Consider the following 25,843-nt stretch of genomic DNA (forward strand, 5'->3'; position numbering starts at 1 on the left):
TAGCTGTTAAATTAAGCGCTCCACAACAACAATAAGGGAATATCTGATGCAATTGAACCACTACCTCAACTTTCAGGGCGAAACCGAAGCAGCCTTTAACTTTTACAAGTCTGTCTTTGGCGGAGACTTTGCATTTCTAACTTTTACAAGTCTGTCTTTGGCGGAGACTTTGCATTTCTGAAACGCTATGGAGAACTGCCACCCGAAAGTGGTGTCAATCTTTCAGAGCAGGAAAAAAATTATATTCTGCATGTTTCACTGCCGGTCAATGAATTCACTGTACTGATGGGCTCCGACACCAGTGATCAGTTCTGTTCTCCGATGAATACCGTATTTACCAAAGGCAACAATCACTATATTTCCATTAATCTGGAAGCACATGAATCAGATGAAGCCCGACGCCTTTTTGATGCCCTGTCGGCGAATGGCCAGATTGAAATGGAACTGGCCAATACCTTCTGGGGTGCTTTATATGGCGCCTTTACAGATCAGTTCGGGGTGAAATGGATGGTGAATTGTCAGCTTGAACAAATGTAATGTCATAATTTCCAACACAAAAAAGCTGGATAAGATATCCAGCTTTTTTAATATTCTGACCTCACAGCCGAATAATCATCGAAAAAAATTAAGCACCCGTCTGATAATGCGCTTCAGTCACCGCAGTTGATGCCTGATAGGGATGTTTAAAATCATTCAGCCCAGCGGCGGCTTCCTGAATATCCTTGCCTTCCTTAATCACAAAACTGTCAAAGCCGGAACGTTTCAGATAATTCAGGACATCCTTAAAGATATCTCCGACAGCCCGCAGCTCCCCCTGATAGCCCTGACGGCGTAATAAGGCAGCAAATGAATAGCCACGGCCATCATTGAACCCGGCAAATTCAATCAGAATTGCATCAAACTGATCCAGGGGAAATTCGTTTACTTCAGGCGAGTCTTCCACAGTAATGTACAGGGCCTTTTTACCCTGAACAGCGGCCAGTTGATCAAGCTGAGTCGTGCTGAGCACCACATCGCCCGAAGGCACTGTTCCATCCTCAGCAATCAGCTGATAGCTGTTGTCCGCAATCGTGCCATCCTTAAACAACACCTGTAAGGCAGTATTAAGCATATGCACGCTCCTTGAATGGCTGAATTCCGACACGGCGGTAGGTTTCTATGAATTCCTCACCTTCACTGCGCAGATCAAGATAGGTATTCAGAATTTCATCAATCACATCCGGCACCGCTTCAGCGGCAAATGATGGCCCCAGAATATCACCAATGGATGCATCATGATCAGCATTGCCACCCAGGGTAATCTGGTAGAATTCCGCACCTTTTTTATCGACCCCCAGAATCCCGATATTACCGACATGATGGTGACCACAGGCATTCATACAGCCAGAGATATTCAGATCGATATGCCCCAGATGATAGACCGTATCCAGGTCCTCAAAACGGCGTGAAATGGCTTCGGAAATCGGAATGGATTTGGCATTGGCCAGCGAACAGAAGTCCCCGCCCGGGCAGCAAATGATATCGGTAATAAAACCAATGTGTGCCCGTGCCATATTGTGTGCTTCGAGGGTTTGCCATACCTCAAACAGATTTTTCTGTGGTATGTCGACCAGCGAGATATTCTGCTCATGTGTGGTGCGTAACTCACCGAATGTGTATTGATCCGCCAGGTCGGCAATGAAATTCATTTCTTCGGTGGTCATATCCCCCGGTGCAATACCGGCACGTTTCAGGGAAATCGTGACAATACGATAACCTTTAACCTTATGTGGACTGGTATTGATATTAAACCATTGCTTAAACTTCGGATGCGCTGCAAACAATTCAGTGAAATCTTCATCTGCATAATCCTGATACGCAAACGGCCTGAACTCTTCATCAAGTTTTCTCAGAATTTCAGGCTGAATTTTCAGACTTTGTACCGTATGTACAAATTCAGCTTCCACTTTCTCTGCAAATACTTCCGGTGTCAGCGCCTTGACCAGAATCTTAATTCGGGCTTTGTATTTATTGTCCCGGCGGCCATGCAGATTATAGACACGCAATACGGCTTCCAGATAGGCAATCAGATCTTCACGCGGCAGGAAATCACGAATGAAACTGCCGATTATCGGAGTCCGCCCCAGACCGCCACCCACTTTAATTTTATAACCGATTTCACCCGCGTCGTTACGTACGATATATACGCCGATATCATGGAAAGAAACCGCAGCACGGTCTGTTTCTGTCAAAGCCGACACCGCAATTTTAAATTTACGCGGTAAAAAGGCAAATTCAGGGTGGAATGTTGACCATTGACGAATCAGCTCACAGGTCGGACGCGGATCTGCAATTTCCCCGGCAACAACACCGGCATACTGATCTGTGGTGGTATTGCGAATACAGTTGCCTGAGGTCTGAATGGCATGCATCTGCACCGTGGCCAGCTCCGCCAGGATGTCCGGCACATCTTCCAGCGCCGGCCAGTTCAACTGAATATTCTGACGTGTGGATACATGAGCATAACCACGGTCATACTCTTTTGAAATTTCAGCAATTTTTCTCAACTGCCTTGAATTCATCAGCCCATAGGGCACCGCAATGCGCAGCATGGGCGCATAGCGTTGTACATATAAACCATTTTGCAGTCGAAGCGGGCGGTATTCATCTTCTGTCAGTTTACCCGCTAAATAACGTTCCGTCTGATCACGGAACTGAGCGACACGTTCATTGACCAGTTGCTGGTCGAAATCAGTATATAAATACATGGCGTACAGCTAGTAATTTCATGATAACGATGCACAGCATAACGGGATTTGATCTATCAATAAAATATATTTTTTACATACTCAATAGCGATTTTATTGATAAGTAAAATATATGGCATTGTTTTGAAAACTTTTCCCGGCAGTATTGCCATGATTCAGCCAGGAATACCGGTATTGAATACTGATCTGAATTTACAATAACAGCTCAATACCAGTACCCAAGCATATCCAGCACTGAATGGTTCACCCACTTTTTATATCCGGTCTGTTTATACAACAGCTGATCTTCAATCAACTCTTCTTTCAGGCCATAACTGCTGTGGTTTTCTATCGCCAGCCACCGTACTGTCTGTTGTGTGCGCTGAAACCCGAACTTCTGATAAAACTGATGCTGTTCCGGTTCCGATGTAAGCAATAAAAAATCAATATTATGAGGGAATTTATCCACAAGATGATCCAGCGCTTTCAATAATAATGTTGCATAACCCTTATGACGGCATTCAGGATCAATGGCCAGGTCGATGATTCCCAGCACAGCAACTGGCTGCTGATTCAGGCACATCATCCGGTAATCCAGTCCCATCTGTCCAACCAGTCGGTCATCAACAGTCATTAATAGGCGATAATGCGGCCTTTGCCTGAAATAGCTCCGCCCTTCAAAATTCTGCTGAGGAAAACAGAGCCTGAGCAGGTTTGAAATGTGTGCCTCTGTCTCTGAATCCAGTTTAAATTCTTCAAGAAAAATAATATCCATGTCAAACCCCGAAAGATCAGTCCCCTGATATTGTTACTTTAACCGCTGAATCCTTCCGGAATATGAATCAGCTGAACTGATGACCAATCCAAAAGACTAACGATCCTGCCATTCCCCATCAAAGCAAATCATTCGCCATAAAAAAATCGTGCCCGGCGTTTACCGGACACGATTGCTGATCATTTCAGAAGATATATAAATACAGAAAACGGAGAATTTACATCTCCACCATTTCCACACCATCAATACGGGCGACCGTCATCAGGTCCTTATCCCCACGACCGGATACAGTTGCAATAATAATCTGATCCTTCGACATGGTCGGTGCAAGTTTGGTCACATAAGCCATGGCATGCGAACTTTCAAGCGCGGGAATAATCCCCTCGATACGGGTTAAATCCCGGAACCCCTGAAGTGCCTCCGTATCATCAATCGGGACATAATTCACACGGTGCATGTCTTTTAAGAAGCTGTGTTCCGGCCCGACTCCCGGATAATCCAGACCGGCAGAAATGGAATGCGTTTCCATGATTTGCCCCTGCTCATCAGACATCAGATAAGTCCGGTTACCGTGCAGCACACCGACATGACCAGCATTCAGCGGTGCCGAGTGCTTTCCTGTGTCCACCCCATAACCGGCGGCTTCGACCCCGTACATTTTGACGTCTGCATCATTCAGGAATGGATAAAACAGTCCCATTGCATTTGAACCACCGCCGACACAGGCCACCAGCGCATCGGGTAAGCGCCCTGCCTGCTCCTGAATCTGTTTGCGGGCTTCCCGGCCAATAATCGACTGAAAATCACGTACCAGCTGTGGATATGGATGCGGTCCGGCAACCGTCCCAATGACATAATACGTACTGTCGACATGGGTCACCCAGTCACGCATGGCCTCATTCATTGCATCCTTCAGCGTTCTGGAGCCACTTTCCACCGGCACGACAGTCGCGCCCAGCAAACGCATGCGGTATACATTCATGGCCTGGCGTTTGACATCTTCAGATCCCATAAACACTACACATTCAAGCCCCAGGCGTGCAGCAATGGTGGCTGTGGCCACACCATGCTGACCGGCACCAGTTTCAGCAATAATGCGCTTTTTACCTGAAAGCTTCGCCAGTAAAGCCTGTCCGATTGTGTTATTGACCTTATGTGAGCCGGTATGGTTCAGGTCCTCACGCTTCAGATAAATCTGTGCGCCACCCAATGCCTCCGACCAGCGTTCAGCATGATACAACGGGCTCGGACGCCCCACATAATAGGCCAGATCACGGTCAAATTCTGCCAGAAACTGTGCATCATCCTTCATGCGGAAATAGAGTTTTTCCAGATCTTCCAGTGCCGCCATCAGCGTTTCTGACACAAAACGTCCACCATGAATGCCAAAATGCCCATGTGCATCCGGAAACCGGGTGTAGTCAACCACCTGACTGTTGTGATTCGTACTTTGCTGATCCACGCTGGACTCCTTGCATAAATTGTTCAATAAGTTGTCGGTCTTTCATGCCTTTTGCAGATTCCACGCCTCCGCTGACATCCACCGCATAGGCCTGCGTTATTCTGATGGCATCTTCAATATTTTCAGGTTTTAAGCCACCTGCCAGAATCAGGGGAATTTCGAGACTCGGGAATTTCGACCAGTCAAACTGCTGTCCTGTGCCACCTTTGAGTTCCGGGTGCCATGCATCCAATAGAATGGCACTTGCCCCCGCCTGCCGGTATTGCAGGATTGCCGGAACCACATCCACATCCGGTTGTACCTGAATCGCCTTATACCAGCGCCGTCGGGTATGCTGTGCAATCTGCCGGCACTGTTCGGCCGTTTCATCACCATGAAATTGTAAAATATCCAGCGGCACCTGATCCACCACCCGTATGATTTCATCCTGATCGGCATTGACAAATAAACCGACAATGCTGACATAGGCCGGAATAGAGCGGGCCAGTTCCTGTGCACGCAGGATGGAAACATAACGCGGGCTGGCTTCAAAAAAAACAAAACCAATGGCATCTGCCCCGGCATGAACAGCGGCCAGCACATCTTCCGATCGGGTGATTCCACATATTTTGGCACGGGTGCGCATATATTCTGACTCAATAACTGGCTTGCTGATGCCATTCCCCCAATGTTCAGGAAGGCATTCAAAACAACACCATTGTAATGCAAATTCAGCCGGCTGCGTTAAAGTTCAGCACGAATATCTGTTTGTCATTGTTTAAACATCAATCAGACCTTATACTGCGCGAAAATGCAACAAGTCGAGTCACCAGGTGCTCAGGGAAGCCGGTTAAAATCCAGCACTGCCCCCGCAACGGTAAGAACGAAAATCATATCATTACAAAGTTTGCTTAGCGGCGAAACAACACCACTGCATACATGTGAGAAGGTGGATATGCCCATATCGGCTGAAATACAGCGGATATTATATTCAAGTCCGGATACCAGCTTGTTGTGTCCTTAAACTCAGTCATTCACGAGGGGTGAATGTATGGAGCATATCATGTCTGTTTTTTTTAAACCTGCCACACTTGTAGGGGCCGTCGCAGTTGCGATGGGGTTGTCATCCACTGTTTTTGCGCAGGAGCCGTCAACACAATCTGCCCCGACTGCAGACCAGTCAGTCACTGCACTGGACACCATTGTCGTCACGGCAAGCCGCTCCAGAGAAAAAATCGGCAATGTGCCGGCACGTATTTCCACTATTGAACCTCAGATTATCAAACAGTCTCCGGTGGCATCCCTGCCGGATCTTTTAATGACCGATCCTGCCATTAACATGGTGCAAAGTGGCGGTTATGGTCAGATCAGCTCTATATTCCTGCGTGGAACCAATTCAAATCAGGCCCTTGTTTTACGTGATGGCGTCCGGCTGAATTCCGCCACATCCGGCATGGCCTCCCTGCCATTGATTGACACAACGGATATTCAACAGATTGAAGTTCTGAAAGGCCCGGCATCGGTCCTGTATGGCACAGATGCAATCGGTGGCGTGGTACAGCTGCTGTCCAGCACCCCTGACAGGACCTCAGCCTTCATCAGCACCGAAGCCGGAGAAAATAAAACCTATAAGTCAGTCATTGGTGCCGACCTGGCAGAAAATGGTTTTTATGCTCAGCTGCGTGGACAGCGCCTTGAAACGGATGGCACACCTGTAAACGATATGCCCGGTGCTCCCGATGCCTCATATGACCAGAAAGGCTACAGTGCAAAAATAGGTGTTGAAAAAGACAGTTATGCAGCTTCTGTAGACTATAGTCAGAATGAAGGCAACAGTGCCTATGACAACTTTGGCAACCCGGTCAATCAGGACTTTAAAAATGAAATCATTAATGTAAAGGCAAAAATCAAACCCATTGACAGCGTGGAACTGAATGCACGCCTTTCCCAGTTCAAAGACGAGCTTGATCAGAAACAATCAGATGATTTTGCACACAGCAAAACCCAGGAAGCAGAACTTTATGGTAAGTGGGACTTTAGCGCTCATCAGAACATTCTGCTTGGTGTGACACACAGCAATATGGACGGAGACGTTCTTTCATTTGGCACCCCCTACAGTGAAAATATCGATTCAACCGGTTACTACATTCAGCATCAGTATAACCATGCCGGCCTGAATACCCAGCTGGGGGTCCGTGTCGAAGACAATGAAAATTTTGGGACCCATACGGTTGCACAGGGTGCAGTCCGCTATCAGATTTTGCCGCTGACCAGCGTTTATGCCAACATTGGTTCCGCATTCAGTGCACCGAAACTGAATGATATGTATGGCTTTGGCGGCAATCCTGACTTAAAGCCGGAAGAAAGTATTTCTTATGAAGTCGGCCTGGATCAGCAACTGGCACATAACATTTCAACCGGTCTGTCGCTGTATAGCACCCGCACAGACAACCTGATTAATTTCAACAACAACCAGATGGAAAATATTGACAAGGCAAAAATGGAAGGTGGTGAAGTCTATGTCAAATGGCAGGGTGAAAACCTTTATGCCAATGCCGGCTACAACTATGTCCGTGCTAAGGATGATCAGACGGATGAAAACCTGAGCCGTCGTCCACGTCAGAATATTTCACTGACCACAGGCTGGCAGGATGAACGTTACGGCTTTTCCACCACCCTGATGGCAAACAGTGCCTATGACAACAGTACCTTTGATGACATCAGGGTTCCGGGACATCTTCGCATTGACATGCATGGTCACTACAATTTAAATGACAATGTCAGGCTTTTTGCCAACATTCAGAATGTCGGTGATTCAAATTACCGCACCGCATACAGCAGCGGCAGTTACTATATCAATGGCGGACGACTGGCGACAGCAGGTGTCACCTTTAAATACTGAGTTTCCGGTGCTATTTTTCTGAATCTGATTCTCCGGATATGCCCCCCGGGATCATGTCATTCCTATGTAGCATGATCTTTTTGATGTATTTCATAAAATTCAGGACAACGCATGGGCCATCGTTTAAGTAAAATCTATACCCGCACCGGGGATACGGGAACCACAGGACTTGGAGATGGTTCCCGTGTGGCCAAGGACGACCTGCGCATTACCGCATTGGGCGATGTGGATGAACTGAACTCAGTCATTGGCGTATTGCGCGCGCAGATTACCCTCAGTTCACTTGAAGCTGAACATAAGGCACACTGGGATCACTCGCTGAGTCTCATTCAACACTGGTTATTTGACCTGGGGGGTGAAGTCTGCATTCCCGACTATCACTTATTGCAACCGGCCTGTATTGAATTCCTGGAAAAAGACATTGACCGCATGAATGAAAATTTACCCATGCTGAAGGACTTTATTTTACCCACCGGTACACTGACCTGCAGCCACGCTCATCAGGCCCGTGCAGTGTGTCGTCGTGCTGAACGCAGTCTGATGACTGTGCATGGCCGGGATCAGAATATTCAGGCCACTGCCCTGCAATTACTGAATCGCTTATCTGACTGGCTCTTTGTCGCATCACGCAGCCTGCAACGTGCCGAACATGGCAGTGAAGTACTGTGGCAAAAGAACATCAATGAAAATCTTAAACTGTTTTAACCATTGTGCCATTTCACAGTGCCAATACTTTTCAACTGAATTAATCTGGCGTTAAGATGGACGCAGGTCAAAAATCAGATTTCAGACTGGTTTGAAATAGTGAGCTGAATATGAGAATTATCGGTCATCGTGGTGCACGTGGTGAGGCACCGGAAAATACACTGGGCGGTTTTCAGTACATCCACGACTCAGGGATCCGGGCTGTTGAATTTGATGTCCGCCAGCTGAAGGATGGTGAACTCGTCATTATGCATGACGACAACTTTATCCGTACCACCGGTGTGGACAAAAATCTCTATGAATGTGCAGCCATAGAACTGGAAGCCCATAACCAGGCACACATCTGGATGGACTGGCCCCCACAGATCACACCGACCCTGCGTCAGACCCTCAACATTATCCAGAACTTTGAACACATTGAAGTGGAAGTCAAGGCCGTCGACCACATGGCTGATGCCGAAAAAATCGTGTCTGCCTTACAGCAACAGCTGGCCGGCTTTGAAAATACCGCCATCATCACCAGTTTTGATTTAAAAATTCATCAGGCACTGCAACAGCAGGCTTCCGTATTTAAACGCGGTCTGCTCATCGAGCATGATATTCAGCAACTTGCCATCGAACAGGCGCTGCAACTGCAATGTGCTCAGATCGGCTGGATGAATGCACTGGCCAGTGATGCGATGATTCGTGCCACTCAGGATGCACAGCTGAACATCAGCGTATGGACCGTCAACGATGCTAGGCGGGCTCAGCAGCTTCGGGAAATGGGAATTCAGGGGCTAATCACTGACTTTCCCAGCCTGATGCAACAGCAGCTGGGACAAATCAAATAATTTGTTATGCATATGTTACACTGAATATTAAACCCATCTCATTATTTTAAAACATTAAAATATACAGCGACATCAGCGGATAAGGCCTGATCAATGCGGGGTTTTATTCTGTTACTGTTTTATTCAATACAGATGTACAATAATAGTGGTGAACATTTGTTTTCCCGTGCTAATATGGTATAAGTCATAGCCTTATAAAAACAGTCAGCTATGATTCCGTTTTTTTGCCTTTTCAAGGTCTCAGGAGTGCTGCCGGAGATGAATGCTCCCCTACCCAAAGCCCCGATCAACTGGAATGCAATGGTTGCACTGATCATCATTCCACTTATCACCCTCATTGCCATTCCGATTTACGCATATTACCGGGATTTCAGTGTCGGTGCCTGGATCAGTCTGGTTGTATTGCTGGGTGTCAGTAGTTTAGGTATTACCGCAGGTTATCATCGCTTATGGGCGCACCGTGCCTACGAAGCCACCCTGCCACTGAAAATTATTTTAATGATCATGGGCACCTTTGCCGTTCAGAACAGTGTTTTGTTCTGGGCTTCAGGCCATCGTACCCATCACCGTCATGTCGACGATGTCGACCAGGACCCGTATTCAATTAATAACGGCTTCTGGTATGCACATATCGGGTGGATGCTCCGTAACTATCCGGCAGCAGAAGCAAATTATAAAAATGCACCGGATTTACTGAATGACAAACTGGTGATGTTCCAGCACAAATACTATGTGTTACTGGCGGTTGCAGTGCATATTGTGATTCTCGGAGCAGTCGGCTGGGCGGTCGGTGACGTGTGGGGCGTAGTATTATTGGGCGGGTTACTGCGTCTGATTATCAGCCATCACGTGACCTTCTTTATCAACTCGCTATGCCATATGTGGGGTAAACGGCCCTATACCGATGAAAATACAGCCCGTGACAACTTCTGGCTGGCAATTGCCACCTGGGGTGAGGGATATCATAACTATCATCATATTTTCCAGTACGATTATCGTAATGGCGTAAAATGGTGGCAATATGATCCGACCAAATGGCTCATCTGGTCCTGTTCAAAAGTGGGCCTGGCAAAAAATCTACGCCGGATCCCAAGCTTCAATATTAAAAAAGCTGAACTGGCCATGAGATTTAAATATGCCGAACAGGATCTGGCGGTCTATGGTCATGACGTCAATGCCGATATTCATGCAATGAAACAGCGTATTTCGCAGGAGTACGAAGCATTCAGCCACACACTGAATGACTGGGCCAGACTGAAGGAACAGGAGTTACAGGCGAAGAAAGCTTCTGTTGCTGAAAAAATTCACCAGATTGATGACAAACTGAAAGTCGACTTTCAGCTGGTAGAGCAAAAACTGAGTTATCACCGCGCGCGACTGGAAACGCTGATGCGTAACGTTAAAAAAAATATGATTTCTGACTGAGATCAGATCCAGCTGTGATAAAGCTCCTTCGGGAGCTTTTCTTTTTTCCTTTCAGCCATATATTTTATGCACCGCCCATCTCCCCTCTGATCCGACCATCCCATGTGGAGAACCCCATTTTACACAGTCACACATTCCAGGACATAACTTTGCTATATTGAAATTCAACCCGCTTCTGTGTATTCATCATGCAATTCAATCCACGCTATCCTGAACTCGATGCCCGGCTTTATCATCAGCAAATGCCGCTTCCTTTAAAAGGTGCCAAAGCTGGTCATTTCAACCAGCCATTGGCTGAGCAATTACAATGGTCAGCCGAAGAGCAGTCGGACTGGGTTGCCATTTGCAGTGGTCAGAAAACCTTTCCTGAGTTTCCGCCACTGGCAATGGTGTATGCCGGCCATCAGTTTGGACAATGGGCCGGACAACTGGGAGATGGCCGGGGACTGCTGATTGCTCAAATTGTGGATCGGCAGGGACAAACCATAGACCTGCACCTGAAGGGCGCGGGTTTAACCCCTTATTCACGCATGGGAGATGGCCGCGCTGTGTTGCGCTCTGTCATTCGTGAATACTTGGCAGGACATGCGTTAAATGCCTTGGGGGTCTGCTCCAGCAACGCCGTTGGTTTTACTTCATCCACCCAGGGTGTCCAGCGGGAAAAACTGGAACCTGGAGCCATGCTGCTCAGAACCGCAGATTGCCATATCCGCCTTGGACATTTTGAATGGATTAACCAATATCAGCCTGATTTACTGTCATCCTTCACACAAAAATGCATTGAATGGCATTATCCTGAATGCCTGACCGCGGAACAGCCCATATTGGCCTTTGCCACTCAGGTGATCCAGCGCACCGCGATTATGATCGCAAAATGGCAACTGGTCGGCTTTGCACATGGTGTGATGAACACCGACAATCTGAATATTACCGGCTCAACCCTGGATTTCGGTCCTTACGGCTTTATGGAACGCTTTCGGCCCGACTGGATTAATAACCATTCCGATTATAATGGTCGCTATACCTACCAGAACCAACCGGGTATCGCACACTGGAATCTGTGGAACTGGCTGAATAATTTAATTCCACTGGCCACAGACCCTGCTGAAAAAGAACAATTCAAAGCAGATCTTGCCCATAGCCTAGAACAGTTTGAACCGACCTTCCTGGAGCACTACCGTATTGGACTCTGTCAGAAAATGGGACTACCGCAGTTTCATACAGACAGCTTTGACTGTGGCATGGCCTTCCTGAAAATTCTGCAATCGGAACAGCTGGATTACACGCAGAATTTTATTCGTTTACAGCAACAGGAATACGACGCAATCAAGGATGACTGCCTGGATCGGCATCAATTTGAAACTTTCCTGACCCAATATGAACAGATCCGGACGCATCAGGATACCGACCAGTTGAATACCGACATGCTTTCGGCCAATCCCATCTACATATTGCGCAATCATATGCTGCAAAAAGCCATTGAATTGGCTGAACAGGATGATTTTTCCGAAGTTGACCGACTGTTCCAGCTGCTCAGTCAGCCCTATGTAAAACAGACGATGCTGGAAAAACCTGAAGACCTGGCGCCCTTGCCATCAGATGTGCCTGAAATCGTTGTGAGTTGTTCGTCGTAAATTAATCGCAGTTATACACATTTCCTGTGGATAAGCCTGTGCTTATCCACAGTATAAGTCTGACCCAGACTGCATATTAATCTTCCGGGTATTCAAAACGATAGCCCACACCATAGACTGCCTGGACCCATTCATGCCGGTTTCCTGTCTCTGCTGCTTCAGATATTTTTCTTCTTAAGTTCTTGATATGACTATCAATTACCCGATCTGCCACATCAAAACTGTCCGGATTAATATGATCCAGCAGCTGCGCCCGCGAATAGACCTGCCCCACATGTTCCAGGAATAATTCCAGCAAGCGGAATTCCGTTGGTGTTAAATTCAGCGATTTCTGTTTATACCAGATTCTTTGCTGAGCCTTGTCCATCCGGAACAGGTTATTTTCCTCAGGTTCTGCCTTACGTTCCAGCCGGCGTAAAACCGCCTGCACCCGAGCCACCAGCTCCTTTGGACTGAACGGTTTACAGACATAGTCATCCGCTCCCATATTCAGGCCCAGTACACGGTCAATCTCTTCGGTACGTGCTGTGACCATAATAATGGGCAGATCAGACTGTTCCCGCACTTTCCGGCAAATGGTTAAACCATCCATTCCTGGGACCATCAGATCCAGGATCATCAGGCCCGGCTTGCGTTGCTGAAAACTCTCATAGGCATCCTGACCATCATGGAACATACTGACTTCAAAGCCTGCTGCTTCCAGATAATCCCGGACCAGCTGCGCAAGTTCCACTTCATCTTCCACAAGCATAATATGTTTCATAGGTACTTATTCCTTTCAGACTTCTGTATGTTTTGGAAAGGTCAGTTTGCAGCGCAAACCGCCCAATGGTGAGTGTTCAAAGCGGAGCGTCCCTCCCAGTGCCTCGGCAATTTTACAGGACAGTGCAAGCCCCAGTCCGGTCCCCCCGGTACTGCGGGTCCGTGAATCATCCACCCGGTAAAAACGCTCTCCCAGACGGGCCAGTTGTTCATCACTCAGACCCAGCGGACTGTCATCCACATAAATGCTCCAGCTGCGGTCATCCTGTTCAGTGTGAATTTTTACCTCACCACCGGCTTCTGTATAGCGAATACTGTTACTCAGCAAGTTGACCATAATTTGCTTAAAACGATCTATATCCAATTGTAATTTCGCACCTTCTCCGGCAACAGAGACAGACAAACCAGCCTGTTCAAATTTTGGTCTGAAGTTTTCAATTTCCTGCAGGACCACATCCCACGGATTCATTTCAGCGAAATAACATTTTAATTGCTGAGCTTCAGCCTGTGCCAGATCAGCAAGGTCCTGAGTCAGCTTTTTCAGGCTGATCACCTGACGCATCATGGATTCAAAATGCTCTGCTGTCGGCTTACGGATACCATCCTGCATGGCTTCAATCTGCGCCTGCAATACCGCCAATGGTGTTTTCAATTCATGTGAAGTATCTGCAACCCATTGACGCCGCGAGTTTTCATGCTGATCCAGAATGACCGCCAGCTGATTAATTTCATTGGATAAATCCCCCAGTTCATCATTACGCTTGACCTGCATCTGGTATTGATAATTACCGCGGGTCAACTCACGGGTTGCTCCCAGTAAGCGCCGGATGGGATTTCTGAAATATGCCGCCAGCAGCAGGGCAACCATCAGACTGGCAAATACCGTCAGAATATAGATCAGCACCAGATAACGCTTCTGATTACTGAAAAAATTGATGCTCAGGGCATCATCCTGATCCAATACAGGTTTCAGTCCCAGGTAACCCACAACTTTATTGTTGACCACAATCGGCCGGTACGACACCGGATCCTCAGACGGTTCCCCCAGAATGAACTGCTGTTTTGCATCATATAAAGATAGACGACCGCCCAATCCCAGTCGATCCGGCATGGAAATAAAGCGCTTTTTACCATTTTTCTGATCTATGGTTACCATCGTCAGTGTTTTTTTCTTTTTATCGGACGATTTAAATAAATGCTGATTTGAGCTTAAGGGAAAGTTTAAACCTTCAAATGGCTGATATTCCGAAGGCAAATTCTCCTCCAGTATCTTGAGTTCCTCATCATCCATTTTTTGCTCAGTCGGAGTATCGCCCTGCAATCGGTTAATCAGGCCATGTTCCTTGAAATAACCCTGCTGCAATGCAATATCATACTGACGTCTCAGCCACCAGCGGGACAACCGGTCATAATCATCCGGTGCTGCAGTTCCTTCCATTTGCAGAATCTGTGCCTGTACTGCATTTCCCCAGTCCTGATAGACGCCATACACCCCTGCCAGATTTTCAATCAGATGATCCAGTTTCTGCATTTCAACATCTGCAACATAGCGGGCAAAGTTTTTCTGCATGGTCCAGTGCAATACACTCAGACTGACTGTTGTGATCACCAGCATGGTCAGCAACACGGTCAGGAATAAACGCAATGCGATGGGGACCCGGCGTATATTCAAAACAGCTCTCTCGTTTTCCTTCTTAATTCAGCATTGTACAGAACAGTCACCCAAAATACTCTCCATTGTTTCTACATCATTATTACCTAATCTTTAACGCATCGACAGACACAAAACGTTACCCGAGGTCATCCACATGAAGACAATGACAAAAATTGCAGTTGTAACCGCCAGCCTGATCAGTGCAGGTGCACTGACCGCCTGTCAGTCAACCGGTGCACCAAAGGAAAATTATGATGCACGCATGACGCATGCGGATAAACATGGCCGCCACATGACCCCTGAACAACGTGAACAATGGAAAAAATTCCGTGAACAGCGCAAACAGATTGCCCGTCAGATGAAAACGGCCTGCGATGGTAAAGCAATCGGTGAAAGTGTACAGATTCAAAGCGGTGACAGAACCATTGCCGGGTCCTGTCATGTCGTGTTCCAACCGGACCATAAGGCCATGCGTGAAATGAGAGCCGGTTTCCGCAATCATGAAGGCCGCATGAACTATAAGCAACGTGCTGAAGCCATGCAGGACATGACGGATGAACAGCGTGCTGAAATGAAACAGCAATTCCAGCAGAAACGGACCGAACGCCGTGCACAATGGCAAGCAGTTCAGAACGCCTGCAGTAGCCAGAGCAATGGCAAAGCCCTTCAGGTCAAACTGGGAGACAAGCTGATTGACGGACGCTGTGTCATGAGATTTCAGGTCCAGCGATCAGCGGACAAAGCCCCATCGGCTTTACTCAACGCACCACAGCAAAATAAAACCTGATCCATTGATTGTTTGCAGTATGAGATTTTAAAAGGCGCAGAAGCGCCTTTTTTCAACATATCTTTTTACGATTTCCTGCCATTGGTTTCACCATTTCTTAAACAAATCGCTATACACTTGACAGGCGTAAGATGGCTGCCGGGAAAATCTCTGACTTTACAGTCACAGAGAAACCACTGCGAAATCTTGTACGCTGCCATAAGATGTTGCAGGATGTAGCGACACAAAAATGTGTCACTGAAGACACTTTTTCTTGTTATTAGGATTATAAATCTGGTTTAACCAGTATTGAGGAAACCGATATGCCACAATACAAAGCGCCCTTACGTGATATGCAATTCGTTTTGCATGAATTATTAAATGCCGAAGAACACTATGCAAAACTGCCTGCATTCCAGGAAAACGTAAGTCGTGAGCTGGTCGACCAATATCTGGAAGCTGCTGCTGATTTCTGTGAAAATGAACTGTCTCCACTGAACCAGAGCGGTGACCGTGAAGGCTGTACATGGAACGATGGTGTCGTCACTACACCAACAGGCTTTAAAGAAGCTTATCAAAAATATATCGAACTGGGTTTCCCGTCCCTTTCTGTACCGGAACAGCATGGTGGCCAGGGATTGCCAGGTTCACTTGGCACTGCAATTTCTGAAATGGTTGGTGCTGCCAACTGGGCATGGGGTATGTACCCGGGCCTGTCACATGGTGCAGTACGTACCATTGAACATCATGGTTCAGACGAACAGAAAGCCACTTATCTGCCTAAACTGGTTTCAGGTGAATGGACCGGTACCATGTGTCTGACTGAATCACATGCCGGTTCAGATCTTGGGATTATCCGTACCAGAGCAGAACCGAATGCAGATGGCAGCTTTGCCATTTCCGGTGAAAAAATCTTTATCTCTGCCGGCGAACACGACATGGCGGACAACATTGTTCACATCGTTTTAGCCCGTCTGCCTGGTGCGCCGAAAGGCACCAAAGGGATTTCACTGTTTATCGTACCGAAATTCAACGTCAACGCTGACGGTTCAATGGGTGATCGCAATGCTGTACGCTGTGGTTCCATTGAACACAAAATGGGAATTCATGGTAATGCCACCTGCGTTATCAACTTTGATAATGCCCGGGGCTTCCTGATCGGACCTGAAAACCGTGGCCTGCATGCCATGTTCACGTTCATGAATACTGCACGTATCGGGACTGCGGTACAGGGGCTGACCGCTTCTGAATCTTCTTTCCAGGGAGCGCTTGCCTATGCAAAAGACCGCCTGGCCATGCGTTCACTTTCAGGGCCTAAAGCGCCTGAAAAAGAAGCCGACCCAATTATTGTTCATCCTGCTGTACGTAATATGCTGATGACACAGAAGGCATTTGCTGAAGGTGGCCGCGCCCTGGTGTACTTCCTGTCTCAGTACGCAGACATCGTTGAACAGGGTGTCACCGAAGAAGACCGTAAATTTGCAGACAATATCCTGTCCCTGCTTACACCAATTGCCAAGGCATTTCTGACTGAAACCGGTTCTGAATCTGCCAAACATGGTGTACAGGTATTCGGTGGCCATGGCTTTATTTCAGAACATGGCATGGAACAGATTGTCCGTGATACCCGTATTTCCTGTCTGTATGAAGGAACCACTGAAATTCAGGCATTGGACTTACTGGGCCGTAAAGTCCTGCAGACTCAGGGTGCCATGCTGAAGGATTTCACCAGAATCATTCACAAATTTGCTGAAGCCAACAAGGACAATGCAGATCTGAAAGAATTTGTTGAACCCCTGGCTGCCCTGAACAAAGAGTGGGGTGATCTGACCATGCAAATTGGTATGCGTGCCATGCAGAATCCAGATGAAGTCGGTGCTGCTGCGGTGGATTACCTGTATTTCTCAGGCTATGTCACCCTGGCTTACCTGTGGGCACGCATGGCACTGACTGCGCAGGAAAAGCTTGCTGCCGGCACAACGGATGTAGATTTCTACAATGCAAAAATTGCCACTGCACGCTTCTACTTCAAAAAGATCCTGCCACGTGTACGCTCGCATGTTGAAGTCATTGCAGGTGGACTGGAGCCATTGATGTCACTTGATGCAGAACATTTCGTATTCTGATGTCTGCATTCATTCAGTGATAAAAGAAAAGGACGGCCATGAATCTGGCAGTCCTTTTTCTTTATAAATGATATGATAGCGCTTAAATTCAGCCCTCTGATCCTGATAAAATAAAGGTCAAGACAGCGTTTCAATTGATTGATTCAAACAAAAACAGGTAATTCCCTATGCCAATTTATAATGCACCTCTTGCAGATATGCGTTTCATCCTTAACGATGTATTCAATGCAGAACAATTCTGGCAGGCCAATGAAAACCTTGCACATCTTGATGCGGCAACCGCTGAAGCCATTCTTGAGGAAATGGCAAAATTTGCCCAGAACGTCACCCTGCCTTTAAACCGTTCCGGTGATGAAGAAGGTGCGCACTATGCAAATGGCGCAGTCACCACACCTGCCGGTTTTAAGGAAGCATTCAGACAATACGCCGAAGGCGGCTGGATTGGGCTTGGAGCAGATGAGGAATGGGGCGGACAGAGCATGCCCAAAATGCTGACTGTACTTGCCGATGAAATGCTGTTTGCCACCAATCCATCCTTCATGCTGTATCCACTGTTGTCCGTTGGTGCCGGTATGGCACTGAACAGCTATGCTTCTCAGGAACAGAAACAAACCTATCTGCCGAAGATTTACACCGGTGAATGGTCCGGAACCATGTGCCTGACCGAACCGCATGCCGGTACCGATCTGGGGATTATTAAAACCAGAGCCGAACCGAATGCAGATGGCAGCTATAACATTACCGGAACCAAAATCTTCATTACCGGTGGTGACCATGACCTGACTGAAAACATCATTCACCTGGTACTGGCAAAAACTCCGGATGCGCCTGCCGGTTCCCGTGGCATTTCCCTATTCATCGTACCTAAATTCATAGTCAATGCAGATGGCTCACCTGGTGAGCGCAATAGTGCAGGTCCGGGCTCCATTGAGCATAAAATGGGCATTAAGGCCTCTGCAACCTGTGTCATGAACTTTGATGCCGCAAAAGGTTATCTGGTCGGCAAGGAAAATGAAGGACTGGCAGCCATGTTCGTCATGATGAATTATGAACGTCTGTCCATGGGTATTCAGGGCCTGGGAGCATCTGAATATGCCTACCAGAATGCCGCTCAGTATGCAACTGACCGTTTACAGGGCCGCAGTGTAACCGGACCGCAGTCACCGGACAAACCGGCTGACAGCATTCTGGTACACGGTGATGTACGCCGCATGCTGTTAAATGCCCGTGCCAACAACGAAGCGTCACGTGCCTTTGCAGTTTATGTCGGTCAGCAACTCGATATTACCAAATTTTCAACCGACTCAGAGGCTGTTGCTCAGGCCAATAACCGTGTTGCCCTGCTAACCCCGATTGCCAAAGCCTATTTAACCGATACCGCTTTTGACGCCGTCATTGACGCACAGATGGTATTTGGTGGTCATGGCTATATCCGTGAATGGGGCATGGAACAATGCGTCCGTGATTTACGCATCGCTCAGATTTATGAAGGCACCAACGGTGTTCAGTCACAGGACCTGATCGGTCGTAAGACCATTAAATCCAATGGTGAATTCATTGCTGAATACATTGCTGAAATCCGTGACTTCACCAACAGCCTGGATACTGACCTGAACTTCATTAAGGACGCAACCCTGGATGTCGCCACCGAAGTGGAAATGATCACTCAGTATATTCTGGAACGTGCGAAGGAAAATCCAGAATTCCCGAATGCCGCTGCTGTCGACTATCTGCATGTTGTGGGGCTGCTGAGCTTCTCCTATATGTTCGCAAAAATTGCCAATGCTGCTCAGCACAAAACCGGAGCGTTCTATCAGGACAAACTGGCGCTGACACATTATTTTATTCAGCGAATTCTGCCTGATTTGCATGCCCGTATTGCTAAAATCAAAGCGGGTTCAGAAGTAATTATGAATTTCAGTGAAGATTACTTTACCCATCAGTCTTAATCTGCAGCCATAGTCAACCACCATTAAAACGCCTGAAATATCAGGCGTTTTTCTTTTTTACCATGTGCAGGATGAAACTCACGGATGAATTTCACCATGGGAGAATCGGACACATCCACCCATGTCAAAAAACTCATACATAGGACAACCATCCATGATTCAAAAGTACAAAAAACTAATTGATAACCAATAGTTTGAATCAAATCAAGTGTATGAATAATTAGGTGGTTTGGCTATAACTCCATAATGATACAGGGGCAATGGCTCAATACTGACAGACAGGTAATAGATTCAGGCATGAGTCAGCAGCCATTTAATATGCATGAAATTTGCATGAGTTTTACTGAAACCAGATCAACCATTCCACAGAAGTAAAAATAAATGAATAAAGCTCCCGATATGAAAAAAATGGAAAAACGGCTTGATCGCTATGGCAACATTGCGGTGGAAGCCTTTCATTATATTGCCCTGTTTATTATCGGCTGTATGATTGCCTGGTCCGCGGTACATACCGTGATTGACATGCTGACCATCAAGCCATATGCCACCATTGACGATATTCTGCTGCTGTTCATCTATCTGGAACTGGGCGCCATGGTCGGCATCTATTTTAAAACCAATCACATGCCGGTTCGCTTTCTGATCTACATTGCCATTACCGCCCTGACCCGGTTACTGATTTCCGATATCCAGCACGACCATGACCATAAGGCCGATATGGATCTGATCATTATCACCGGTTCAGTGCTGATCCTTGCTGTGGCCATATTGGTGGTCCGCTTTGCTTCATGGAACTATCCATCGGTCATTCGCGACAAGCATAGTACCGACGAACCACTGACCCAGGGCAAAACACCACGCCCTGAAGATGATGAACTGGCATGAAAACCTGAGCCTGTACATATTCAGTTCCAGTTTTTTACTCAGTCATTGGGCACCTGCAGATAACGGCCATGCTGAAAAATCCAGTGCATGCCCACAGCCGGATCCGGCAGGTTATATCGCCGCCAGTCACTGATCAGGGTATAGGTTGAGCTTTCAATGGAAGCATGACCATCTCCATTGACAAAGGCCTGGCTGTCGCTATGATACTCAGTCTGTGTCGGAAACTGATGATTATAAATGATAGTCACCCCATTATTCGGCGGATAAACAGTATAAGGCCGGTCTGCATAGCTGCGGGGCAATGGCCGCAGATACTGTGACGGACGTACCGGATACTGCTGAGTAAAGGAATGACCATAAGGTGTTGCATAGCCCTGATAGGACGAAGTATAGGGACTTTTATCCGTATGTGAATGGCGCTCCACCGCCCGATAATTATTCCAGTCCTTTGCATCTGCCATCCCTGAAACAGGCAGCATGCAAAACAGTCCCGCTGTCATCAGCATCATTATTTTATACATGCTCCCCCCTTGCCTGTGCTGTTGATGTTTTTATTCTAATCTTAAATTCAGCAGAAACCATGAATAAAAAACCGGCATGCTGGTGATTTCTCATGACAAAAGCCCCCATGACGGCTACAGAAGATAAAAGCTTCTGCTAAGATAACGTTTTTACTGAGTGGATGATGTATTGTGGCTGAGCTGAATTTTGATCGTCTGCACCAATTTTTCTGTAAGGTCCCGGCAATTCAGCAGTCCCTGATTGATGCCTATGGAACCGATGGTGCCCATGCATGGTGGTTTAAGTTCCAGATTAATATTGATCATCCACTGGCATGGCAGACTGTCCAGGAGCTGGGACATGTACTCAATTATTTATCGACCAGTGAGCGCCTGCCAACACAGTTTCTGCCGGTGTCCCCACCCCCCTATATGAATGGGGAAGCCAGGGAGTTCCTGGCCTGGGTGATTCAGTGCAACCATCCCGATTTCAGTCCGGATGTGATTTGCGACTGGCTGGAAGCCCGCTTGCCCACCCCCGTGGAAGATGAAAAACAGTGGAACATCAAAACTGATCTGGCGGAGCTGGATCAGCTGATTCTGCCTGAAGCATAGGCAAAACATCAGCATGCCTAAAAAACCGTACAATATTGATCAATATCGTACGGTTTAACCATAATTAAAACTCAGTCAGAGTGAACTGGTACTTCGATTTGTCCCGGGTTCGTTCTGACAAGCTCAAGTCCAGCTGATAACGTTTACCCAGACTCTGGTCATCATTTGCCTTTAAATCGCCACGCTGAACCAATGGGTAGGATCCTATTTTCAGACCCAGGGTTGCATTCTGAGAAACGCTGCTGCGTTGTGGTGCCTCAATTGAAAAATCAAGTGATTGATTTTTATCACTGATCAGCGTATTTAAACTTGAACAGGTTACGCCATAATATTCCGCACCGGTTCCATTGTTATTGTGTAAATCCAATTTTCCCAGCACACCCGATGGAGCGTCTTCATCAACCTTTGCCTTTGGCTCATTCACCTGTAAGTTCAGATTGGAATCACCAAACCAGGTCAGGGTCGAACTGATTACCCCCTGAGATGTCACTTTTTTTGGCCACCGGATTTCCCTCAGACTGTCCATGACCTGACCGGTTATTTTCCTGTACAGCGGGAAATCACGTTTATCACGCGCCACAATCGTCGGATCATGTGGGATAAACTCAGCCTTGTCATCGAATCTGGCTGACATATAGGTGTCTATAATCCCATGATTATTGATGTCTGTCTGCTGTTGCGCCTGTGATGGCCACGGCCACCAACCACTCAGGTCTTCGCCATTTGCAAAAACTGCATCAAAGTTACCCTCCATTGGGTGGCCGCCCTGTAAATCCTTATGCAGGAAAAATACAGCCTTGTCCTGATCAATCGTAGTATATCTGTCATTCGGTGTGGTGGCAGCAACATTTGCCACCCCCACCACACGCAGGGAACTTTTGAGCAGATCAGATAATACCGATTGCTGTGTCAGGAATGCGGCAATGCCCTGAACAACGTAATTCCCCTGAGAATGCGCCACAATAACGACTTTATTCCCAGCCAGTAAAGTACTCGCCACTTCATTCGCCAGCATCAGATACTGGGAAATCAGACGCTGCCCATCCGAAACCAGGAATGATAACTGGCCGAAACTCCGGGCCCAATAGGTATGGTAAGCCTGGTCAAGCTGTTCATCATAAATCGCCTGCCGGACGGTTTCCCGTGCTGTCCCTGTAAGATCCTTATATTCCGGCTCTTCCATCAATCGGTTTGTCGCATCGGTGGCTGTCTGCTGAATTGAATTTTCTACAAACAGCTCAATATAATCTCCAAATACAGGATCTGTCGGGTTATACAGGGTCTTCATTCTGACCTGCTGCTGGTCCACCATATCCTTAAACAGTGATTCTTCCTTTAATCGATTAAAGATCCCGATTGCGCCGGTCTGTGCCTGAATATCTGTGGTAGAGATACCATTCAGGAAATAAACAATGGTTGCAGGCTGTTCAACATTCTCGCCCGTATTCAGACAATCAAAAATCCCGGACTCAACCACCGTCGGTGCAGCTGGAGGAGACTGCATGGCATGCAGACTGCCTGACACCAATAAATTCATACTTGTAAATACTGCAAATGACAATTTACTTTTGTAGGATGTAAAAGAAGACAAAATATTCATAATCTATCTGTTCCTTATAAAAATACGGCCATATGGATATCTATCCGGCAATCATGTCAGCCCGGCATGGGTGAATTGCATTGCCATTCGCATCAATCTGAATTTCAACGCTTACAGGGGGAACATATCCTGCCATTGCGTTACGGATTACCTGTTTACGATCTTCAGTATTGAAGACCATCGCCCGGATCAGCGTCTGATCACTCTGAGTCAGTGGAAGTACCGAACAATCATATTTTTTCAGCTGATCAGCAATCTGTTCGTCAGGTAAATCAAAAACATGCTGCAAAATCCGAACACCTCTGAACGCAACCTGACGTTGTTTCGTATCAGGAAATTCAGTCACGATCACCTCCTCAATATCATCCCTGATCCCATCATTATTTTTATCCTCCCCCTTCAAGCGGGCAGAATGCCGCTGGTCTGCCCGAACATTATTCTTTATAGCGGAGGAAGATGTGACTGCCCCCTGCGGTGGAGCAGACATGGTCTGCTGCTCATTTTTTACAGACCGGGCACTGCAACCATTGACCAGCAACAGCACGGCGACACCACTTAAAACAACCAGTGTAAGGATTTTTATCAGCTTCACAATTTATTCCGGCACTTATGCTTACACTTCAGATTATTAACATATTCTTAATATTTTAGAAAAAATTAAAATGTAACCCTATATTTCATTATGTGAAATTAAATATCTTTAGGTGATTTAATGTAAAAATATCATAGTGAAAAATAAAGAAAACTTTAAAAATTAATAAAAAAACAAGAATATTCCGAAAATAAAGAAATAAAAATCGATTGATGCTGTATCTCTGACTGGTAGGAATGACTACCCAGAACACAACCTCACCCTCATATCGTTTAATTATTTTAAATAAAATACCAAAACCGTAGTCATAGGGACTCTTTCAGATAAAAGGTTTCATTAAAATATGCATAACACACTAAAAAAACCGGGACAACAACGTTGTTGCCCCGGTTCCGATACCTCAGATTGAACGCAATTCAGAGAATAGTGGCACTGATCAATGTCAGATAGATGGCTTTAAAATACCTTAAAATGTCGACAGTCCTGACCACTCCATAAAACGATAGAGCCAGTATTTCACAATGGATTCGTCCGCATATGTACTGTAATCCACACTCATCTGACGGCCATTTAAATTTGACCAGGCTGAGTCAAAATACCGGGTCGCATCCACAAAAACCTGCTGCTGTGGCTGACCGATCACACGCAGATCAGTTTCCAGATTGTAATTTTTTAAATTACGTGCCGTAAAATTTGCTGATCCCAACATCAATTCCGCAGCCGCTGTATTCTGTTTGACAATCAGTTTGCTGTGACACTGCTCACCCTGCGTATTACACCAGCGTACATCAATACCCGCCTGATGCAACTCTGAAGCCACCTGACGGTTGGGAATGCCATTCTTCTGTCGACCGAATGCATCCTTATTCGGATCCAGTAACACACGCAGTCTGACACCACGCTGCCGGGCCGCGATCAGCTGCTGAATAACTTTACGCTCAGACAGATAAAACATCGCCATATCAATCTGATCACCCGCGCTGGCGGTTTGCAGTAAATTCAGCACTGCTTTGTAAATGGCAGCTTCCGTCAACACCTGAATCTGAGGATCAGTCGCCCGACCATCAATATCACCAATCACAATAAACGGCGTCTCGCCACCGGACATATGCGCCACGGGCTGTTCAGATTTCAAAAGGTCAATTGCTGTATAACCGGATACCAGCAGTGCAACATTGGAATGCCGGGAACTGCCATCATGCGGATTGGCCGAAGTGACTATACTTTTCCATCCATCCACCGTATCCACGGCAATGGTCTTACGGTGATTGGCCCTGAAATTCAATAATTCCAGATAACTGCGCAGTGTAATTTTCTGCTGCCCAAAAGGATTGGGCAACCAGCCTTTTTCAGGGTTATTTCCCGCGGTCTGACAACAGATATACCAAAAGCCGGACCAGGCCGGATTCGGTGTCCGCAATGGTTTCAGATTGGTTTCAATGACATCCACACCCGCCTGACGCAAGCGACGATATTGTTCAGGTAAAATGCCACCATAAACTGAATTGATGGGATCGGTAATAAACTTCACTTCCAGGTTCGGATTCATGGCCCGCTGATGAATCAGTGCATCGGTCAATTGCTGCATGAGTGGTCTCTGCGGCAGCCTGGAATCACCGGTTTCCTGATTGAACAGAAACATATCAAGCACAATGGTGCTTTGTGCCTCTCCAATCAACTTCAGAATCTGATCAAAGATCTGCTGATCCATCTGCTGTTTGCCCTGAGCATCGATATAGGTCTGATCCACCAGCAATTTAACATCTGCATGGCGTAATGGACCGGTATAATCCAGCCCCTCAGGCAGCGGTTTGTAGCTATGATAAATGGCAGACGCCAGATAACCCAATACCAGTATACCGACAATAAGCATGACATAGCCTCGTGATGACCAGTTCAGTTTGTTGTGAATTCTTTGAAAAATGCGCATAAGAAAAAACCCAGTCCAATGTG

21 protein-coding genes, 1 pseudogene and 1 riboswitch are annotated in these 25,843 nt (G+C 46.8%); of the genes and pseudogenes, 11 read left to right on the forward strand and 11 right to left on the reverse strand.

The window, feature by feature from the left end; translation table 11 throughout:
- Positions 1-46 precede the first annotated feature (46 nt).
- Positions 47-537 (forward strand): annotated as a pseudogene (locus ACT6PV_RS11325) (VOC family protein).
- Positions 538-625: 88 nt separating this feature from the next.
- On the opposite strand, the gene ACT6PV_RS11330 reads toward ACT6PV_RS11325, so the two are convergent.
- The 5 genes from ACT6PV_RS11330 to ACT6PV_RS11350 all read right to left on the reverse strand — a co-directional run bounded on the left by ACT6PV_RS11330 (position 626) and on the right by ACT6PV_RS11350 (position 5,588).
- On the reverse strand, positions 626-1,111 hold the full coding sequence (locus tag ACT6PV_RS11330) for a DUF934 domain-containing protein (RefSeq protein ID WP_445116449.1): 486 nt from the start codon (positions 1,109-1,111) through the stop codon (positions 626-628).
- A complete protein-coding gene (locus tag ACT6PV_RS11335; protein WP_445116450.1) occupies positions 1,104-2,747 on the reverse strand; it encodes a nitrite/sulfite reductase in 1,644 nt (547 codons plus the stop codon). The genes ACT6PV_RS11330 and ACT6PV_RS11335 overlap by 8 nt, the downstream gene beginning before the upstream one ends.
- Positions 2,748-2,952: 205 nt before the next feature.
- Positions 2,953-3,501 (reverse strand): GNAT family N-acetyltransferase, encoded by a 549-nt coding sequence (locus tag ACT6PV_RS11340; protein ID WP_445116451.1) that lies wholly within the window; start codon positions 3,499-3,501, stop codon positions 2,953-2,955.
- Positions 3,502-3,718: 217 nt separating this feature from the next.
- Positions 3,719-4,963, reverse strand: coding sequence for a tryptophan synthase subunit beta (trpB, locus tag ACT6PV_RS11345; protein WP_445116452.1), 1,245 nt, complete (start codon positions 4,961-4,963; stop codon positions 3,719-3,721).
- Entirely contained in the window at positions 4,923-5,588 is a 666-nt protein-coding gene (locus tag ACT6PV_RS11350) for a phosphoribosylanthranilate isomerase (protein ID WP_445116453.1), read from the reverse strand. Before ACT6PV_RS11350 ends, trpB begins: the two co-directional genes overlap by 41 nt.
- Before the next feature lie 155 nt (positions 5,589-5,743).
- Positions 5,744-5,969: riboswitch (cobalamin riboswitch) on the forward strand.
- Positions 5,970-6,005: 36 nt separating this feature from the next.
- On the opposite strand from ACT6PV_RS11350, the gene ACT6PV_RS11355 reads away from it, so the two are divergent.
- From ACT6PV_RS11355 to ACT6PV_RS11375, 5 genes are all read left to right on the forward strand, one after another.
- Positions 6,006-7,844, forward strand: coding sequence for a TonB-dependent receptor plug domain-containing protein (locus ACT6PV_RS11355; protein ID WP_445116454.1), 1,839 nt, complete (start codon positions 6,006-6,008; stop codon positions 7,842-7,844).
- Positions 7,845-7,955: 111 nt separating this feature from the next.
- Positions 7,956-8,549: a cob(I)yrinic acid a,c-diamide adenosyltransferase gene (locus tag ACT6PV_RS11360; protein WP_445116455.1), complete on the forward strand. Its 594-nt coding sequence runs from the start codon at positions 7,956-7,958 to the stop codon at positions 8,547-8,549.
- A 110-nt stretch (positions 8,550-8,659) separates the two neighbouring features.
- Positions 8,660-9,382 (forward strand): glycerophosphodiester phosphodiesterase, encoded by a 723-nt coding sequence (locus ACT6PV_RS11365; RefSeq protein ID WP_445116456.1) that lies wholly within the window; start codon positions 8,660-8,662, stop codon positions 9,380-9,382.
- A gap of 258 nt (positions 9,383-9,640) precedes the next feature.
- On the forward strand, positions 9,641-10,807 hold the full coding sequence (locus ACT6PV_RS11370; protein WP_445116457.1) for an acyl-CoA desaturase: 1,167 nt from the start codon (positions 9,641-9,643) through the stop codon (positions 10,805-10,807).
- A 188-nt stretch (positions 10,808-10,995) separates the two neighbouring features.
- Positions 10,996-12,441 (forward strand): protein adenylyltransferase SelO, encoded by a 1,446-nt coding sequence (locus tag ACT6PV_RS11375; RefSeq protein WP_445116458.1) that lies wholly within the window; start codon positions 10,996-10,998, stop codon positions 12,439-12,441.
- Between the two features lie 76 nt (positions 12,442-12,517).
- Here ACT6PV_RS11375 and ACT6PV_RS11380 read toward each other — a convergent pair whose 3' ends face one another.
- Both ACT6PV_RS11380 and baeS read right to left on the reverse strand, forming a co-directional pair.
- Complete coding sequence (locus ACT6PV_RS11380; protein ID WP_445116459.1) at positions 12,518-13,204, reverse strand: response regulator; 687 nt, start codon at positions 13,202-13,204, stop codon at positions 12,518-12,520.
- Positions 13,205-13,219: 15 nt separating this feature from the next.
- Entirely contained in the window at positions 13,220-14,875 is a 1,656-nt protein-coding gene (gene baeS / locus ACT6PV_RS11385) for a sensor histidine kinase efflux regulator BaeS (protein WP_445116460.1), read from the reverse strand.
- Between the two features lie 136 nt (positions 14,876-15,011).
- On the opposite strand from baeS, the gene ACT6PV_RS11390 reads away from it, so the two are divergent.
- From ACT6PV_RS11390 to ACT6PV_RS11405, 4 genes are all read left to right on the forward strand, one after another.
- Complete coding sequence (locus tag ACT6PV_RS11390) at positions 15,012-15,644, forward strand: hypothetical protein (RefSeq protein ID WP_445116461.1); 633 nt, start codon at positions 15,012-15,014, stop codon at positions 15,642-15,644.
- A gap of 302 nt (positions 15,645-15,946) precedes the next feature.
- Positions 15,947-17,749 (forward strand): acyl-CoA dehydrogenase C-terminal domain-containing protein, encoded by a 1,803-nt coding sequence (locus ACT6PV_RS11395; RefSeq protein WP_445116462.1) that lies wholly within the window; start codon positions 15,947-15,949, stop codon positions 17,747-17,749.
- Between the two features lie 167 nt (positions 17,750-17,916).
- Positions 17,917-19,698, forward strand: coding sequence for an acyl-CoA dehydrogenase C-terminal domain-containing protein (locus ACT6PV_RS11400; RefSeq protein WP_445116463.1), 1,782 nt, complete (start codon positions 17,917-17,919; stop codon positions 19,696-19,698).
- Between the two features lie 381 nt (positions 19,699-20,079).
- The gene (locus ACT6PV_RS11405; RefSeq protein WP_445116464.1) at positions 20,080-20,583 is read left to right on the forward strand and encodes a phosphate-starvation-inducible protein PsiE; all 504 of its coding nucleotides are present in this window, start codon (positions 20,080-20,082) and stop codon (positions 20,581-20,583) included.
- A gap of 38 nt (positions 20,584-20,621) precedes the next feature.
- Here ACT6PV_RS11405 and ACT6PV_RS11410 read toward each other — a convergent pair whose 3' ends face one another.
- Positions 20,622-21,104, reverse strand: a complete 483-nt coding sequence (locus ACT6PV_RS11410) for an RcnB family protein (RefSeq protein WP_445116465.1) — start codon at positions 21,102-21,104, stop codon at positions 20,622-20,624.
- A 171-nt stretch (positions 21,105-21,275) separates the two neighbouring features.
- On the opposite strand from ACT6PV_RS11410, the gene ACT6PV_RS11415 reads away from it, so the two are divergent.
- On the forward strand, positions 21,276-21,698 hold the full coding sequence (locus ACT6PV_RS11415; protein ID WP_445116466.1) for a hypothetical protein: 423 nt from the start codon (positions 21,276-21,278) through the stop codon (positions 21,696-21,698).
- 64 nt (positions 21,699-21,762) lie between these two features.
- Here the strand turns inward: ACT6PV_RS11415 and ACT6PV_RS11420 are convergent, their stop codons facing one another.
- The 3 genes from ACT6PV_RS11420 to ACT6PV_RS11430 all read right to left on the reverse strand — a co-directional run bounded on the left by ACT6PV_RS11420 (position 21,763) and on the right by ACT6PV_RS11430 (position 25,820).
- Positions 21,763-23,235, reverse strand: a complete 1,473-nt coding sequence (locus ACT6PV_RS11420) for a hypothetical protein (protein ID WP_445116467.1) — start codon at positions 23,233-23,235, stop codon at positions 21,763-21,765.
- Between the two features lie 103 nt (positions 23,236-23,338).
- Positions 23,339-23,890 (reverse strand): hypothetical protein, encoded by a 552-nt coding sequence (locus tag ACT6PV_RS11425; RefSeq protein ID WP_445116468.1) that lies wholly within the window; start codon positions 23,888-23,890, stop codon positions 23,339-23,341.
- Positions 23,891-24,356: 466 nt separating this feature from the next.
- A complete protein-coding gene (locus ACT6PV_RS11430) occupies positions 24,357-25,820 on the reverse strand; it encodes a phospholipase D family protein (RefSeq protein ID WP_445116469.1) in 1,464 nt (487 codons plus the stop codon).
- Positions 25,821-25,843: the final 23 nt, after the last annotated feature.

This window comes from Acinetobacter sp. WZC-1 (assembly GCF_052544965.1).

Coding starts and splice junctions, on each gene's coding strand:
- ACT6PV_RS11360 (WP_445116455.1), top strand. CDS start 7,956: ATGGGCCATCGTTTAAGTAAAATCTATACCCGCACCGGGGATACGGGA.
- ACT6PV_RS11375 (WP_445116458.1), top strand. CDS start 10,996: ATGCAATTCAATCCACGCTATCCTGAACTCGATGCCCGGCTTTATCAT.
- ACT6PV_RS11340 (WP_445116451.1), bottom strand. CDS start 3,501: ATGGATATTATTTTTCTTGAAGAATTTAAACTGGATTCAGAGACAGAG.
- ACT6PV_RS11395 (WP_445116462.1), top strand. CDS start 15,947: ATGCCACAATACAAAGCGCCCTTACGTGATATGCAATTCGTTTTGCAT.
- ACT6PV_RS11390 (WP_445116461.1), top strand. CDS start 15,012: ATGAAGACAATGACAAAAATTGCAGTTGTAACCGCCAGCCTGATCAGT.
- ACT6PV_RS11380 (WP_445116459.1), bottom strand. CDS start 13,204: ATGAAACATATTATGCTTGTGGAAGATGAAGTGGAACTTGCGCAGCTG.
- ACT6PV_RS11420 (WP_445116467.1), bottom strand. CDS start 23,235: ATGAATTTATTGGTGTCAGGCAGTCTGCATGCCATGCAGTCTCCTCCA.
- ACT6PV_RS11410 (WP_445116465.1), bottom strand. CDS start 21,104: ATGTATAAAATAATGATGCTGATGACAGCGGGACTGTTTTGCATGCTG.
- ACT6PV_RS11405 (WP_445116464.1), top strand. CDS start 20,080: ATGAATAAAGCTCCCGATATGAAAAAAATGGAAAAACGGCTTGATCGC.
- ACT6PV_RS11330 (WP_445116449.1), bottom strand. CDS start 1,111: ATGCTTAATACTGCCTTACAGGTGTTGTTTAAGGATGGCACGATTGCG.
- ACT6PV_RS11430 (WP_445116469.1), bottom strand. CDS start 25,820: ATGCGCATTTTTCAAAGAATTCACAACAAACTGAACTGGTCATCACGA.
- ACT6PV_RS11400 (WP_445116463.1), top strand. CDS start 17,917: ATGCCAATTTATAATGCACCTCTTGCAGATATGCGTTTCATCCTTAAC.
- ACT6PV_RS11355 (WP_445116454.1), top strand. CDS start 6,006: ATGTCTGTTTTTTTTAAACCTGCCACACTTGTAGGGGCCGTCGCAGTT.
- ACT6PV_RS11335 (WP_445116450.1), bottom strand. CDS start 2,747: ATGTATTTATATACTGATTTCGACCAGCAACTGGTCAATGAACGTGTC.
- ACT6PV_RS11370 (WP_445116457.1), top strand. CDS start 9,641: ATGAATGCTCCCCTACCCAAAGCCCCGATCAACTGGAATGCAATGGTT.
- ACT6PV_RS11350 (WP_445116453.1), bottom strand. CDS start 5,588: ATGCGCACCCGTGCCAAAATATGTGGAATCACCCGATCGGAAGATGTG.
- ACT6PV_RS11365 (WP_445116456.1), top strand. CDS start 8,660: ATGAGAATTATCGGTCATCGTGGTGCACGTGGTGAGGCACCGGAAAAT.